Here is a 15,938-nt window from a genome sequence, read left to right as displayed (position 1 = left end):
TCACTTCCTTTCATCGTTTCCTCCGCTTTCGCCGTCAGCTTCCCTGACAGCTCCCCTCACTATGGCCACTGCCTCTGATATCTTCCTTCTGTCCTTGTTTCCGTCAGTCTCCACTCCGCTGCTCAGATCCACAGCCCATGGCGACAATATCCTTATGGCTTCCGCCAGGTTTCCGATCCCCAGACCTCCCGCCAGGAAATACGGTCTGCCCATACCTCGCGCCAGAGACCAGTCGAAGACTTTGCCTGTCCCGCCAGCCCCCTGATCCAGCAGTATCATGTCGGCGCTGCATTTCCACGCCGCCTCTATATCCCGATCACTCGTCACGGAAAAGGCTTTCATTATCTTTGCAGTCCCGTCCGTCATCTCCCGCAGCTGCTCGATATATTTTTCATCTTCACATCCATGAAGCTGAGCAACAGTGATAATCCCTTCCTTCAACAGTCCTGCCGGAAGCTCCGGCGGCGCGTCAACAAAGACTCCTATCGGGATTATCCTGTCGTCCAATCCGGCTGACAGCCTCCTCACCGCATCTCTGTCTACGCTCCGGCGGCTGCCGGGAACCTCCACTACGAAACCGGCGTAATCCGGCAGCGCCTCATTGACATATCCGATATCCTCAGGCCGCTTCAGGCCGCAGATCTTTATCTTAACGGTCCGGTCCCCGGTCATCTGAGACCTCCTCCGTTGAGCTGCTCCAGCATCTTTTTCCTGTCTCCGCTCCTCATCAGCGTTTCTCCTATCAGCACTGCGTCTATCCTGCTTGCCCGCAGCCTCGCTATATCATCTGCCGTCCGTATCCCACTCTCAGATACGAATACGGTATCCTCAGGCGCGATGCCCTTCAGCCTTATACTATTTGTCATATCTACCCGGAAAGTCTTCAAATCCCTGTTGTTGACACCTATTATCCCTGCTCCGGCCTTTACTGCCCGGCCGATCTCTTCCTCGTCGTGCGCCTCCACCAGAGCCTCCATCCCGAGAGCCCTGGCCAGCGCCAGGTATTCCTTCAGCTCTCCGTCATCCAGCAGGCTGCATATCAGTAGCACCGCCGATGCTCCCAACATTCGTGCTTCGTATATCATGTAGTCGCTGACGACAAAATCCTTTCGCAGTACCGGGATGTCCACAGCTGCCGCGATTTCCGCCAGATATCTGTCGGAACCTCTGAAATAAAACGGCTCGGTGAGACAGGAGATAGCCGCTGCTCCCGCCTCCTCATATTCCCGGGCTATATCCATATATGGAAAGTCGCAGGCTATGACTCCCTTGGAAGGAGACGCTTTCTTGATCTCGCAGATATATGACATTCCTTTTGCCCTCAATGCCGCGATAAACGATGCCCCGCCTCCGGCTGTTCCGGACTGGCGTCGGCACACCTCTTCAGCTTCAGCTCTGACTACAGCCAAAGGCTTGCCTATTTTCGCCTCCGCTACCCGCTGTCGTGTCCTGGCGGCTATCTCGTCCAGGATATTCCGCTCTCCCATCACGTCCTCCTTCACCTGTTGCTTTCATCGACGAACTGCTCAAGCTTTTTCAGCGCCGAACCATCGTCTATCAGCTGCTCTGCCAGCTTCACGCCTTCTTCCATAGTCTCCGCCTGTCCTGTTATATAAAGAGCCGCTCCCGCATTGAGGCATACAGCCTGACGTTTTGCTCCTCTTTCCGCACCCTTCAGTATCGACACGGTTATGGCAGCGTTTTCCTCCGGCGTCCCGCCTTTCAGTGCATCTTTGTCCGCTCGTTCATATCCGAATTGCTCAGGAGTCAGCTCGTATGACTGAAACCATCCGTCCCTTATCTCACACACCGAGGTGGGCGCGCATATGGATATCTCATCCAGGCTGTCCTGTCCGTATACGACCATTCCTCTGTCTACCCCCAGCTTCGCCATCACCTGAGCCAACGGCTCCACCAAGGTTTCATCGAAGACTCCCATCAGCTCCATATTGGCTCCTGCCGGGTTGCTGAGAGGCCCCAGGATATTGAACACTGTCCTTATACCCAGCTCTTTCCTTATGGGAGCCACATACTTCATGGCAACGTGATAATTCTGAGCGAAAAGGAAACAGATATTTATGGTCCTGAGAAGCTCCGCGCTTCTCTCCGGCGATATGTTGATATTCACACCCAGCGCTTCCAGCACATCAGCGGCTCCCGACTTTGACGATGCTGCTCTGTTCCCATGCTTGGCCACCGGGACCCCTGCTGCCGCGATGACTAAAGACGCTGTCGTGGAAATGTTGAACGAATTGGAGCCGTCTCCGCCTGTACCTACTATTTCAAGCACATTCATATCGTGGAGCAGCTTTATGCAGTGAGCTCTCATCCCTGCCGCCGATGCCGTTATCTCATCTATAGTCTCCCCCTTGAGTGAAAGAGCTGTCAGATATGAAGCCATCTGCACAGGGCTGGCTTTTCCGCTCATTATCTCATCCATCACTTCCTGGGCCGTTTCGTAGGCCAGATCCTCCTTTTTCGCCAGCTTCAGTATCGCTTCCTTTATCATTTTTTCACCACCTCCATAAAATTCTCCATCATTTTCATTCCGTCAGGCGTCATCACCGATTCAGGATGAAACTGGACCCCGAATACAGAATACTCTCTGTGCTCCAGCGCCATCACTTCGCCATCGTCAGCTTCTGCCGTCACCACCAGCTCTTCCGGCAGCGAACCGGCCTCAGCTGCCAGCGAATGATATCTCGCAGCCATGAACTGAGGCCCCATCCCTTTGAAGAGCCTGCCCCGGCCGCCCTGATACACCTTACTCTGCTTACCGTGCATCAACTCCCTGGCATAAGTGACCGTTCCTCCAAAAGCTTCGCATATGGCCTGGTGTCCCAGACACACTCCCAGGATAGGGATCCGCCCCGCGAATCTCTTTATGGCTTCCTCGCATATCCCGGCCTCTGAAGGCCTTCCCGGTCCCGGCGACAATATCAGCGCGGCCGGTCCCATTTTTTCTATCTCCTCGACGGTATATCCATCATTTCTTATCACCTTTATATCCGCCTCGACCGAAGCCGCCAGCTGATAAAGGTTATATGAAAAGCTATCGTAATTATCTATCAGCAGTATCATCTGAGTCCCTCCTTGGCTTTTTTCATAGCATCCAGCACGGCTCTGGCTTTATTGAGGCATTCTCCGAACTCCTTTTCGGGAACGCTGTCGGCCACGATACCGGCTCCCGCCCTGATGCAGACTTTTCCGTTCTTCTTGTAGACCAGCCTTATGGCGATACATGTATCCATATTGCCGGTGAGATCTATATATCCGATCGCACCGCCGTAGACACCTCGTTTGTCGCCCTCCAGCTCATCGATTATCTGGCACGCCCTGAACTTGGGGGCTCCTGACAGCGTCCCCGCAGGCAGCACTGCGTCTATCCCGTCTATGGCGTCCTTATCCCGGCGAAGTTTTCCCGTCACTGTGGACCCTATGTGCATCACGTGGGAAAACCTCTCTACAGAAAGATACTTCTCCACCTTCACGCTGCCTGCTTCGCTTATTTTTCCTATATCGTTCCGCCCCAGATCTACCAGCATGTTATGCTCCGCCAGCTCCTTCTCATCCCGCAGCAGCTCCTTTTCCAGCGCCTCATCCTCCTCGTCTGTCCTGCCTCTGAGCCTGGTCCCTGCCAGCGGAAAGGTGCTCAGTTTCCCCTCTTCCAGCTTCACCAAGGTCTCCGGCGACGCCCCTGAAAGCTCTATGTCATCGCTGGTGAAATAGAACATATACGGCGATGGATTCTCAGCTCTCAGCACCCTGTAAGTATCCAGAAGACTTCCTTCCGCTTCCGCTGTCATCGGGTTGGAAAGTACCACCTGGAATATGTCCCCTTCTCTGATGTACTTCTTTGCTTTCTCCACCATGCCGCAGTACTGCGTCTTTGAAAATCGCGGTCCTATCTCTGACTTTAACTCCAGCGGAGCGAAATCTGCTTTTTCGCCTCTCTTTATGAGCTCCGCCATATCTTCCAGCAGCCTTCCCGCCTTCTCATATGACGCTTCCACATCATCTGCCATGACTCCCGTTATCAGCAGCAGCTTCTGCCTGTAATGGTCGAAGACGATGACCTTGTCAAAGAGCATCAGATCCATGTCTCTGAAATCGTCTCTGAAATCCTGATCCCGTGCCTCACCGCTCATCTCCCCCGTAAGCTCCAGCTTCGGCTCACTGTATTTGATGTAGTCGTAAGAGAAGTATCCCACCAATCCTCCTGTGAAAGGAGGCATTCCTTCCACTGCAAACGTCCTGAATTCTTCTGTTATCTTTCTTAGCTCTTTTCCCGGATGATCCGTCTCACAGATCATTTTCTTCTCCGTGCCATCGGGCTCCACTTCTCTGATAGCCATGATACCGTCCGTACATGTTACCTCCATGACCGGATCATACCCGAGAAAAGAATACCTTCCCCAGTAATCCCTGCGGCTGGCGCTTTCCAGCAGATAACAGTGATTGCTGACCTTCCTCAGTATCCTCAGCACCTCTACCGGCGTGTAGCTGTCGGAAAGCATTTCCATGCACACCGGTATCCGCCTGTATTCTCCCGACGCTGCTATTTCCCTTACCTTTTCCAACGATGGATACATATGATCTCCTTTCTCCCTGCCTTCGAATCTCCTTGCTATCGGAGACGGGAGCCTCAGAACGGGGAAATATCGAAAATGATATTTCCTGACATAATAAAAACCCGTCCCCGATAGAATATACTTCTATCAAGGACGAGTGAAAATACCCGCGGTGCCACCTCAATTCATGGTATGACCCATGCTCTCTGCAGAATACCAACATATTCCCGGCAACTGACGCATGCCCTTCGTCGCAGAATACTCAGCATTCCCCGCTCCGCACCGGTCGTCCTGCCGCGACGTCATCATCGTCATCATATCCTCATCATCGCCTGCAAGCTTCCGCGCCTTGGCAGCGTCTCTTCGCCTTTGACTGCGCCCTCAGCGGTCCATTTGGCAATTTGCATCTCCACCCGGCTTCCACCGTCCCGGGCTCGCTGTGGGCGCATCATTGCTTTGATCTCCGCCTCATCGGTTTAACGTATTAACTTGATTAGTAAAATACCACATATTTTTTGCCATGTCAACCGGTTATTTTTGATCCCGGCATGAAATGTCCATATGGGCTGTCCACCGATAATTATAGATCATCTTCCATAAAACTATATTTCACTTCTCGTTTGCGATGTTACTGCCGCTGTTTTTTCACAAAAACAGCTATTTGTTTTCGACCACTTCGAGCAGCTTTTCCTTCAGCTCATTTTCCATCCTTCTCAGCTCTGTCTCCGCTTCAGCCCGTTTTCTCCTGCCTTCCTGCTGGATGTCCATCACTTCGTCCAGCGTGGATATGAGTGTCTGATTGGTATGCTGCAATGTCTCGATGTCCACGATCCCTCGCTCTGTCTCTCTGGCTGTGTCCACGGTGGCCATTTTCAGTGTTTCCGCGTTTTTTCTCAACAGCTCGTTGGTCATATCGGTGACCTCTCTCTGAGCCCTTACCGCCTCGCCGGAATGAGCCACACCCAATGCCAGTACCATCTGGCTCTTCCAGAGTGGTATGGTATTGACCAGAGTGGACTGTATCTTCTCCACCATCAGTGTGTTGTTTCCCTGGACCATCCTTATCTGAGGCGCGGTCTGTATGGAAATAGTCCTTGTCAGCTCAAGGTCATGGAGCTTCTTCTCGAACCGCTGGCACTTGGATTCCAGATCCTTGGCCGCCTGCACGTCTTCCGGCAGACCGCTTGCTTTAGCCTTTTCCAACAGCCGGGCCAGTTCCGTGTCCCTCGTCTGCTCCAGCTTCTTTTTTCCTGCCAGAATGTACATTGTCAGCTCTTTGAAATACGTCAGGTTCGCCTCGTACATCTTGTCCATCACGGCGATATCCTTCAAAAGCTGTATCTGGTGGCCTTCCAGCACCTTGCAGATGCTCTCGATATTGGTCTCCACTTTGGCGTACCGCGTCTTAAGAGCCTCTATCTTATTCTTTCCTTTCTTGAAAAATCCGAACAGCCCTTTTTCTTCTTCCGTATCGAACCCCTTCAATTCGGTCACCACGCTGGAAAGCAGATCTCCAACCTCGCCCAGATCCTTGGACCTGACCTTCTCAAGCGCCGATTCCGAAAAATCGGCCATTTTCTTCTGCGTACCCGCACCATACTGCAATATCGTCGTCGAATCATCCAGATCTATCTGCTGCGCGAAATCGTCGACCATCTTCTGCTCTTCCGGTGTCAGTATACTGTCATCCATCGGCTCCGGCTCAGCAGGCCGCTGTTCTATGATGTCCTGCTTCTCCGCTTCCTTGAAAGGATCCAGTGTAAGTGTAGGCGTCATGTTTTCTTTGGTTTCCATGTTTTCTCTCCAATCTCTTTATTTGATGAATCCATCATCCATAAGGCCCTCCTGGGCCAGCAGCGTCTGAAGTACGGAAATGTCCGACGAGACATCCCAGGCCGTATCCTGGAACAGATTGTCCAATATCTTTTCGTAAGCCGTATTGAGGGTGTCCAGCGTATCTTCGATCTCCTTTTTGGAATTTACGATATTCTCGCCCTGGACAGGCTGGCCGTCAAGTTCCTCGTAAGCTTTCAGCAGCTTTATAGTCATGGGAAGATAATATTCCATCAACCTGTCCAGATCCTGGGCATTTTCCGGATGAGCCTCCGTCTGCTGGAATATCCTCCTCACCAACAGCTCCATCCTGTATATCTTCGCAGATATCAGTTCTCCCGGAATAGCGTCGTTGCTCTCCCTGATGCTCTTTATGTATTCGCTCCCCTTTCGGAGTATCTCCCTCACTTCCTCTGAAAGGCCGCCGTTTTTCTCAGCCTCTTCTTCCTTCCGCCTTCTGTTCTCTTCCTCTCGCAGCCTGGCGTTCTTCACAGCCTCCAGATACTGTTCATAAGCATCGTTTGATATCATCAGGCACTTTTCGCTCTCATCCAGATGTCCCTGCGGGAACCATCCCTTCTGCAGCATCTTCTTTATCTCTTTCAGGACATCCTTTTCTGATCTGTGACAGTACAGAGACAGCTTCCTGATATCCACATACGCATCACCGTCGAGATTCCTGACATGCTGTTCGAACTTCTTTGAAAGCTTCAGTCCGGACACACCTCTGCCTATCATCCCTGCGCCTCCGACCGCAAATATCAGCGAAAGCACGAGAAAGCCTGTTCCAAACAGCTCTATGCCGACGGCTGAACCGATGACAAACAATATGAAAAACACCAGGCCCAGCGCCGCAGCCGCACAACCTCCTATCAGGAAGCCCACCGCTCCACCTTTGCGCTTGCTGCTTCCAGCAAAAAACGCTCTGTTGGAAAGCACTACGGGGCTTGCCGCCTGCTGTCCATGTCCGCTATACGTTCCTGCGCCGCGTCCATGGGATGTGGACGCGCCCGAAGTCTCCCGGGACGCACCGCCTCCATCCGCTTCCCGGCCTTCACCATGCCCCTGCGCCGCAGTCCGCGCGGCGCCTTTCGTCCCGGCGTTCCCGCTCAGGTCAAAGTCCCATCCGTCATTTCCACGGAACTCTTCTCCTGCGATCCCCTGGAACGCCTCGCGTATCGTGTTATTTATATTTTCGTTGAGACGACCGAAATTCCCCATATACACAGCATCTTCTATGATGCGGCTCAAATCGTTCCCCAGATTGTTCCAGTCATTACCCTTCATCATTTCCTCCGATCGTTTGTTTTTTCTCAAGCTGTCTCCATCCGGCGAAGCTGTGTCGATCAATGCAATTATTATAACTTACCCCTTTCTAAAAAGCAACAGCGCGGCACCGGAGCCTTTTAGGCTCAAGTGCCGCGCCATCTGCTTCTGCCGGGATATCGGCTTATCTGTCCGTATCATATGGATTCGTGATTTCCACATAGTAGACATACATGTTTTTTATCCCGTAAATATCTATGATCCTTATATTACCATCCGAATAATCCTGCAATATGATGTAATTGATCCCCACCCCTATGAGGAATCCCTCCTGGTCCTCCGTCGTATTGGAGCCTACCAGCTGCTGTACCCTCACGTATCTTCCTATCTGCGTCCTGAATATGCCGTTCATGTACTGGATGGAGTTGTAATCCAACAACTCACTGTACTCATCGGGCAAAAGCGGATTGGCCGGGACTTTGAAGATAGGGTTGTTGGGAAGCACTACCGGAAACTGGCTTACCTGATCCAGATTACCTGTTCCCAGCACGTTGCCTGTTATATCGGTCACCGGTATGTCGCCGACGCGCACATCTTCGTCGACATCTGCGTTGCTTTCCGATATCTCTTCCATCTCCGCTCTGTCAGTATTGTCCATCACCGGGGTCATGTCGCTGCGCTCTATCCTGCTGGCGCTCCTCTGCTCTACTGCCATCTGATCACCTCTCTGTTCAAGTCTGAGCGTAATATGAGGTAGGAATGTAAAAGCAGTGGTCGTTGATCCTGTTGTGTATCACGCCGACTCGAGTAGGGAAATAAGTCGGGCATACAGGATCGTAAGGATTGTGAAAGAACAGCGAGTGATCCACTCCCGCCAGTCTTCCCCCCTGCATTGCCCAGTCGACGATGTCATAATGCTCCTGCAGCGGAGTCATATTATATACATTCTGCGGATTATACTGGCCTCCTACCGCTGTCTTCATGCATGTGAACTGGTTATATTGCTCTATCACGTTCCGGATGTTGCCGCCATCATTGATCCTGGCGAATTCACCGTAAGTGATCGTCGCCCTGTTCATCACCACCGTCGCGACCCCCTGCATCCCGGCATACCCCTCACCGCCGGCCTCACATTGCACGAGACGCGCAAAAAGTTCCCTCGTATCCATTGCCTCTGGTTCCACCTTTCCATTATCGCTAGGATATCATATGCGGGATATCATTCTTTTGTTCGAAAAATAAGCTTCTTCAATTTGCTCCCGTCCCATGGGATGACAGGGTACAGATACGAAGTCCCTACCAGAGTTTTCGTCATGGCCATCGCCGTCACCGATACGATAAAAGCCGCAGCCATCCCTATCCATCCAAAGAAATGAGCGCAAACCAGCATCAACACCCTCACGGCCTTGATAGCGTATCCCAGTTCGATGCTCGGCTGGGTGAAACTGGCCAGCGCCACTACAGCCATGCAAAGTATCGTCTGCGGTATGAACCAGCCGGATGATACGGAGAATTCTCCCAGTATCAGCGCTCCTATGACAGAAAGAGACATGCCGAGGGATTCAGGCGTATTAAGAGACGCCAGTTTCAGGCCATCTATGGCCAGCTCCAGCAGCAGGAACTGCCAGAACACGCTGATGGCAAATTCCTCATCGGTTATGAAAAACCGAAGAGTATCGTGGACAGGTATGGTCCCCTCCGCAAACATCAGATATACAGGCGTCGCGAATAGTATTATCAATATGTTAGCGATGCGCAGCAGCCGGAAATAATTGCCCGTCAGCATCGGGAAATAATAATCATCCACATCCTGGACGAAATCGAAAATACCTGCCGGCACCAGTATCACCGTCGGCGAGTTGTCAACGATGATAGCGATCTTTCCTTCCTCCACATGGGCTGCAATGACGTCGGGACGCTGAGCATACCGCACTCTCGGGAACGGGTTCAGCTTTCCCAGCTTCTTTCCCAGCAGCTTTTCCACCAGCGTCTGCTCTGTCACCGTCAGGCCGGCTATCTTCAGCTCATTGAGGCTGTCAGTCAGCTTTTTCACCATGCCCATATCAGCCTTTCCTTTCATATAAGCCATAGCTACATCCGACTTGCTTATCTCGCCTATGGAAAATATCTTGAAGATCAGGTCGTTATCTCTGATACGCCTCCTTATCAGCGCGATATTGGTCATCATGGATTCCACAAACCCGTCCTTGGAACCTCTCAGAGATTTTTCCTTGGACGGCTCCTCCACTCCCCTCAGCGGATAGCTCCTGCAATCTATTATGATTATCCCACTGTATCCCGATATGAACAGAGGTACCAGACCCGAATACATATGTCTGATAGCAAGCTGCAGATCCTCCGTCACCAGGGCATCCAGAAAAGGCATGTTTGACTCCAGAAAGTCCTTGGCTGTCCTGGCTCTCTCCACCTTTTCCGCAGTCAGGGAAAACAGACTGAATATGACTCTCTGCATCATCCCGCCGTCTACCAGACCGTCGGCGAAGAACATAGTTGCCTCCTTGCCGCCGATGTTCAGCTTCCGTTCCAGCAGATCGAAGCTTTCTCCCACAGGGACTTCCCTTTTCATCTCTCTTATCAGTTCTTCGTATTTATCCATTAAAAAAACCTCGCATATTTTTGATATTATTTTTCACCAAAACTAACGATATATGCGAGGTTATTTTTATTGAGTCGTCATTGTCCGGCAGTCAGTCATCAGGCCTTCAGCTTGGCTATCAGTTCTCCTGCTTTCACCTGCTGTCCTTCACTGATATAGATCTTGTCGACCACGCCCTTGGAAGGCGCCAGTATATTGGTTTCCATCTTCATGGCTTCGATAACGGCGATAGGCTGCTTTTCATCCACCTCATCGCCCTCCTTCACCAGTACCTTGACGATATTCCCAGGTATATTGGCTCCTATCTCACTTGGGTCTTCCGCGTCAGCATATACTATCTGAGATGCCGTCGCTGCGATATTGGCCGCCGCGTCCTTTATCTTTACAGCGCTCCTGTTGCCATTGACTTCAAAGATGACATTTATGAAGCCTTCCTCATCCACTTCTCTGGCGTTGTCGAGCCTTACCACCAGCTCCTTGCCTTCTGCGATCTTGATCTCGCAGGTCTCTCCTTCAGCCAGCCCGTGGAAGAATATATCGCTTCCCATCAGCCTGAAGTCACCATCCTTTTCAAGACTCTTGAGGTAGTCTTCAAATACTTTAGGATAAAGCGCATAGCTGAGAGCTTCCTTCTCCGTTCCCTTAAGGCCGAACTCGTCTCTCAGTTTCTTCTTTATAGCTTCGAAATCCTCATCCGGCAACAGCTCTCCAGGTCTGCATGTGATAGGCTTTTTGCCGTGGAGCACCAGCTTCTGCAGTTCCTCAGGGAAACCACCCTCCGGCTGTCCCATCATCCCTTCGAAATAGGATACGATAGAATCAGGGAAATCTATATCCTTGGCCTTTTCATAGATGTTTTCAGGCGTCAGCTCGTTCTGTACCATGAATATGGCCATATCACCCACAGCCTTGGATGAAGGCGTTACCTTGACGATATCGCCAAGCATCTCGTTTACAGCCTTGTACATCTCCTTGACATCGTTGAACTTGTGCCCCAATCCGAAGCTTTCCACCTGGGACTTCAAATTCGAATACTGTCCTCCAGGCATCTCGTACTTGTATATCTCTGCCGAACCGGTCATCATATCCGATTCGAACTGTTTATATACAGGCCTTACGGCTGCCCAGTAGTCGGAGATCTCCTGTATGCCGTCCGCCTCTATTCCTGTTTCTCTTTCCGTACTGTCCATCGCGGCTACGATGGAATTGAGGGCAGGCTGGCTGGTGAGTCCTGACATACTGTTGAAAGCCGCGTCCACGATATCCACCCCTGCGGCAGCGGCCATCATCAGTGTCGCTACGCCGTTGCCACTGGTATCGTGAGTATGTAAGTGGATAGGTATGGAAATCTCGTTTTTCAACGCCTCTATCAGCTTCTTGGCTGCTACTGGCTTGAGGAGTCCCGACATATCCTTGATGCCCAGGATATGGGTGCCTTTCTTTTCCAGAGTCTTTGCCATTCTCACGTAGTAATCCAGATTATACTTGGTCCTGCTGTCATCCAGAATATCTCCGGTATAGCAGATGCATGCCTCGGCGATCTTGCCCTGGTTGAGAGTCTCGTCGAGAGCCATTTCCATTCCCTCTATCCAGTTGAGAGAGTCGAATATCCTGAATACATCGATACCTGATGCGGCCGACTCCTTGACGAACCTCCTGATGACATTGTCCGGATAGTTTTTGTATCCGACACCATTGGCGCCTCTCAGCAGCATCTGGAACATGATGTTAGGGATCTTCTTCCTGAGGGTCTCAAGCCTCTCCCACGGCGATTCCTTGAGGAACCTGTAAGATGTATCGAACGTGGCTCCGCCCCACATCTCCAGCGAGAACAGATTCTGTCCGTACAGAGCTACCGCCGGAGCTATCTTTTCCATATCGACAGTCCTGACTCTGGTTGCCATCAGCGACTGCTGAGCGTCTCTCATGGTCGTGTCGGTCAGCAACAGCTTCTTCTGTTCCTTTATCCATTTCACCAGACCCTCAGGTCCCTTTTCATCGAGGATCTGCTTCGTACCTCTCAGTTTGTTTATCTCATCCTGTTTCAATCTAGGGAATACAGGCACGTCAAACTGCGGCTTGATACCTCTGTTGCCGTTTACATACTTTTCTCCCAGGAACGTGAGGACTTTCATCTCCTTGTCTTCCCTTACCATGATATTGAGAAGCTCCGGATTGTCGGCGATGAATCCCGTATCGCACTGTCCCGCCCTGAACGTAGGATGATTCAATACATTCAGCAGGAAAGTCCTGTTGGTCTTTACGCCTGTCACCTTCATTTCCTTGAGCGCTCTCTTGGCCTTATTAGTGGCATCTTTAAAGCTTCTCGCCCAGGATGTCACCTTTACCAACAGACTGTCGTAATACGGCGAGATATTGGCATTCACATAAGCGTTGCCTGCATCCAGCCTTATGCCGTAACCGCCCGCGCTGGTATACTTGGTGATGACACCCGTATCAGGCGCGAATCCGTTTATCGGGTCCTCCGTAGTCAGTCTGCACTGTATCGAATAGCCTCTCGGCTTTATATCGTCCTGGCTCTTGATGTTTATCTCATCGGAATCCAGGCTATATCCTTCCGCTATCAGTATCTGCGACTGGACGATATCGATACCGGTCGTCATCTCAGTGACAGTATGCTCCACCTGTATCCTTGGATTCATCTCGATGAAATAGTGGTTCCCATCATGGTCTACCAGGAATTCCACTGTCCCGGCGCTCCTGTAGTTCACCGCCTTGGCGATCTTCAGCGCGTCGGCGCATATCTTCTGGCGCTGCTCATCCGTTATGGAAAGAGCCGGGGTAAACTCAATGACCTTCTGATGCCTTCTCTGGATGGAGCAGTCACGCTCGTAGAGATGCACCACGTTGCCATAGCTGTCTCCCAGTACCTGTACCTCTATGTGTTTAGGTCTCTCCAGATATTTTTCAATGAAGATATCGTCGATGCCGAAGGCCTTTTTAGCTTCGCTCTTAGCGCTCCTGAACTGATCCGGCATCTCCTCTTTGCTCCTGACTATCCTCATACCTCTGCCGCCGCCTCCGGCTGCCGCCTTCAGCATTACAGGGTAGCCGCATTCCTCGGCAAACCTGAGAGCCACTTCTTCCGATGGGATGGTCTCAGTGATGCCCGGGATAGTCGGCGCGCCCACTTCGTTGGCAACGATCTTGGACTTCACCTTATCTCCCAGTCTGTCCATCATCGTATGGTCAGGTCCTATAAAGACGATTCCTTCTTCTTCACACGCTTTCGCAAATTCGACGTTCTCAGCCAGGAATCCATATCCCGGATGGATGGCGTCTACACCCTTGGCCTTGGCAAGTTCGATTATCTCGTCTATTGCCAGATAAGCGTCCACCGGTGATTTTCCCCTTCCCACCTGATAAGCCTCATCTGCCTTCGTTCTGAACAACGTGTTTTTATCCTCTTCCGAATAAATAGCTACGCTTCTTATTCCTAATTCTTTACAGGCTCTGAATATTCTGATGGCGATCTCGCCTCTGTTGGCTACCAATACTCGCTTGAATTTTCTGCCTCGCTTCATATTCCGAGTCTCCTTTCTTCTGGTGATGCTCTTAGGTCACTCCATCGACTGATTTTTCGCACACTAACAGAGTGACTATCAAGTTATTTTATCACTTTTTACGTTTTTTTTCCACTATTTATTTTACTTTTTTTGTGGTAGATTCACAGAATCCTGAACTTATCTTTTTCGAAATCTATAATTTTTTCCCGCTTCATCTTGTTGAGCTCGTTGGAAAGAGCACTCCTGTTGACGCACAGATACTGTGCCATCTGCTCCCTGCTCATCCTGACGCTGACGATATCTGAGCCGGCCTTTCTCCTGAGGATCTCCAGATACATCAGCACTCTCTTGCGAAGTCCTTTTTCCGCAAGGATCTCTATCTTATGCATCTTCCTGATGTTGTCATCAGCCAGCTGCTGCATGAGCACCTCATATATCTGCTTGCTGAACTTGGAGTTGCTGATACTGCTCAGAGAGATGAAAACTACCGTGCTGTCCTCGTTGCATATGTAATCGATAGGCGCTACCCTCGTCTTCGATACTGCCGTCTCTATCCCGAATATTGAGCCTTCGTCATACACCTGTATTATGTGAAGCTCTCCGTTGGGATACGCCTTCTCGCTCCTGACGCTCCCTCTGTCGATCAGGCAGATCTTGTTTATCTCGTCGCCTTCATTGAATATGACCTCGTTTTCCCTCATGTTCTGGCCGATGACATTCAATTCCTCAAAAGCGCGCAGATATTCCGCTCTGCTTATCCCTTCCAAAATCCCACTGTCTATAACAGTTCCTAAATACTTCATCATTTTTCCCACCGTCTCCCCAGCTCCGCGATAATCGTCTCTATATCCGGCGACCTCAGCTCAGAATCGCGCGATAATCGTAATGGCAAATAAAAAATCCTTTCCGCCAAGCGAAAAGGACACAAAAAAACATATCGTTGAACAAATTGTTGTTGAACGAACATTTTTCCTGTGATATCTGTGATATCCGATGTCTACACAGAACTCTCACAGGCCGGCCATCTATCCTTTCCAAATGCGGGAGGCCCATATGTTTCCACATGAACCCTATCGGTCCAGTCTCCATGCTTTGCCAGAGCGAAGGAATCCAGGACTCGGATCTCTATTCATTTGTTCTTCTGATAACATTTTATCAGGGAATAGCGAAAAAAGTCAACTGCGCACGCAACCTTTTCGGTACTTGTTTGCGATATTTTCAACATATGGTTGCAATATGGCAGCGAGAACAAGGGTGTACCCCTGCTTGCAGGCTCCTTCACCTTTTTCCGCCGTTCCTTTCCTCTATACGCACATTTACCCAAGGAGCCGGGGTCCGTATCTCGTTCTCGTCGAAAAGACGTTTGACTTCTTCCTCCATATAATCCTTTACGGTCCAGTAATCGTCCGTAGCACACCAGGCGAACATATTCATGATGATGGCATTCTCATCCTGATCCGAGATCCCGATATTGGGCTCCGGATCCCTCAGTATCATGGGGTTAGCTTCACAGATACCATGCATCAGTTCCTTTGCCAGAGAAACATCGCTGTCATAGCCTATCCTGAACTGACAGTCCACCCGCCTTATGCCCTCCTTACTGTGATTAACCAGTATGGATGTGTTTATGATGCCGTTTGGTATTGTTATGGTTTTGTTATCGTAAGTCCTTAGAGTAGTGAGAAACAAGTCTATGTCCTTCACCTTTCCCGACACGTCATCTACATCTATATAATCATCCCGGCTGAATGGCTGAGTGATTATTATCATGATACCGCCGGCAATGTTGGCTAAGCTGTCCTTGAGAGCCAATGCGATGGCTGCTCCCGCGGCACCGATCACCGTGATGATGGTGCTCATCTGCACACCCAGGATACCCAGACACATGGTTATGAGGACGATGATACCTACGGCTTTGATAGCGTTGACTATGAAACTGTACAGGACTTCATCCAGCCGGCTCTTGTCCAGGGCTTTTCGCGTTATCTTGAGGATCACCTTCAGGATAAGCAGTCCTACGACTATCATCACAACAAGGCTGAGGACGGTCATTCCCAGATCCCACAATTTGTCGGAATCCATGAACCGCTGTATTATCCTTTCGGCTCTCGTAAGATCTTCCAT

15 protein-coding genes and 1 riboswitch are annotated in these 15,938 nt (G+C 50.7%); all 15 genes read right to left on the bottom strand.

The features are described 5' to 3' along the window. The 15 genes from ACQY69_RS00385 to ACQY69_RS00315 all read right to left on the bottom strand — a co-directional run bounded on the left by ACQY69_RS00385 (position 1) and on the right by ACQY69_RS00315 (position 15,938). Positions 1-672, bottom strand: coding sequence for a phosphoribosylanthranilate isomerase (locus ACQY69_RS00385; protein WP_428257663.1), 672 nt, complete (start codon positions 670-672; stop codon positions 1-3). Further along, on the bottom strand, positions 669-1,487 hold the full coding sequence (gene trpC, locus ACQY69_RS00380; protein WP_428257661.1) for an indole-3-glycerol phosphate synthase TrpC: 819 nt from the start codon (positions 1,485-1,487) through the stop codon (positions 669-671). Before trpC ends, ACQY69_RS00385 begins: the two co-directional genes overlap by 4 nt. An 11-nt stretch (positions 1,488-1,498) precedes the next feature. Next, positions 1,499-2,509, bottom strand: a complete 1,011-nt coding sequence (gene trpD / locus ACQY69_RS00375; RefSeq protein WP_428257660.1) for an anthranilate phosphoribosyltransferase — start codon at positions 2,507-2,509, stop codon at positions 1,499-1,501. Beyond that, positions 2,506-3,081 carry an anthranilate synthase component II gene (locus ACQY69_RS00370; RefSeq protein WP_428257658.1) on the bottom strand — a complete coding sequence of 192 codons (576 nt, stop codon included), beginning with the start codon at positions 3,079-3,081 and terminating at the stop codon, positions 2,506-2,508. The genes trpD and ACQY69_RS00370 overlap by 4 nt, the downstream gene beginning before the upstream one ends. Then, complete coding sequence (locus tag ACQY69_RS00365; protein WP_428257656.1) at positions 3,078-4,592, bottom strand: anthranilate synthase component I family protein; 1,515 nt, start codon at positions 4,590-4,592, stop codon at positions 3,078-3,080. The genes ACQY69_RS00370 and ACQY69_RS00365 overlap by 4 nt, the downstream gene beginning before the upstream one ends. Before the next feature lie 159 nt (positions 4,593-4,751). Further along, positions 4,752-4,889, bottom strand: a complete 138-nt coding sequence (locus ACQY69_RS00360) for a hypothetical protein (protein ID WP_428257654.1) — start codon at positions 4,887-4,889, stop codon at positions 4,752-4,754. Beyond that, on the bottom strand, positions 4,886-5,023 hold the full coding sequence (locus ACQY69_RS00355) for a hypothetical protein (protein ID WP_428257652.1): 138 nt from the start codon (positions 5,021-5,023) through the stop codon (positions 4,886-4,888). The genes ACQY69_RS00360 and ACQY69_RS00355 overlap by 4 nt, the downstream gene beginning before the upstream one ends. Before the next feature lie 205 nt (positions 5,024-5,228). Continuing rightward, the gene (locus tag ACQY69_RS00350) at positions 5,229-6,365 is read right to left on the bottom strand and encodes a toxic anion resistance protein (RefSeq protein WP_428257651.1); all 1,137 of its coding nucleotides are present in this window, start codon (positions 6,363-6,365) and stop codon (positions 5,229-5,231) included. Positions 6,366-6,383: 18 nt separating this feature from the next. Further along, positions 6,384-7,691 (bottom strand): 5-bromo-4-chloroindolyl phosphate hydrolysis family protein, encoded by a 1,308-nt coding sequence (locus ACQY69_RS00345; RefSeq protein WP_428257649.1) that lies wholly within the window; start codon positions 7,689-7,691, stop codon positions 6,384-6,386. 163 nt (positions 7,692-7,854) lie between these two features. Next, complete coding sequence (locus ACQY69_RS00340; protein WP_428257647.1) at positions 7,855-8,385, bottom strand: hypothetical protein; 531 nt, start codon at positions 8,383-8,385, stop codon at positions 7,855-7,857. Between the two features lie 16 nt (positions 8,386-8,401). Further along, entirely contained in the window at positions 8,402-8,839 is a 438-nt protein-coding gene (locus ACQY69_RS00335) for a cell wall hydrolase (protein ID WP_428257645.1), read from the bottom strand. A 50-nt stretch (positions 8,840-8,889) separates the two neighbouring features. Then, on the bottom strand, positions 8,890-10,287 hold the full coding sequence (locus ACQY69_RS00330; protein WP_428257643.1) for a spore germination protein: 1,398 nt from the start codon (positions 10,285-10,287) through the stop codon (positions 8,890-8,892). A gap of 98 nt (positions 10,288-10,385) precedes the next feature. Continuing rightward, on the bottom strand, positions 10,386-13,832 hold the full coding sequence (locus ACQY69_RS00325) for a pyruvate carboxylase (protein WP_428257641.1): 3,447 nt from the start codon (positions 13,830-13,832) through the stop codon (positions 10,386-10,388). 143 nt (positions 13,833-13,975) lie between these two features. Further along, complete coding sequence (locus tag ACQY69_RS00320; RefSeq protein ID WP_428257640.1) at positions 13,976-14,620, bottom strand: Crp/Fnr family transcriptional regulator; 645 nt, start codon at positions 14,618-14,620, stop codon at positions 13,976-13,978. A gap of 205 nt (positions 14,621-14,825) precedes the next feature. Beyond that, a riboswitch (molybdenum cofactor riboswitch) is annotated at positions 14,826-14,949 on the bottom strand. A 143-nt stretch (positions 14,950-15,092) separates the two neighbouring features. Then, a complete protein-coding gene (locus ACQY69_RS00315) occupies positions 15,093-15,938 on the bottom strand; it encodes a mechanosensitive ion channel family protein (protein WP_428257639.1) in 846 nt (281 codons plus the stop codon).

It is taken from the genome of Gallibacter sp. Marseille-QA0791 (assembly GCF_965119705.1).
Taxonomy (GTDB): Bacteria; Bacillota; Clostridia; order Peptostreptococcales; family Anaerovoracaceae; genus Lentihominibacter; species Lentihominibacter excrementipullorum.
This window is presented reverse-complemented; position numbering and strand designations above follow the sequence as displayed.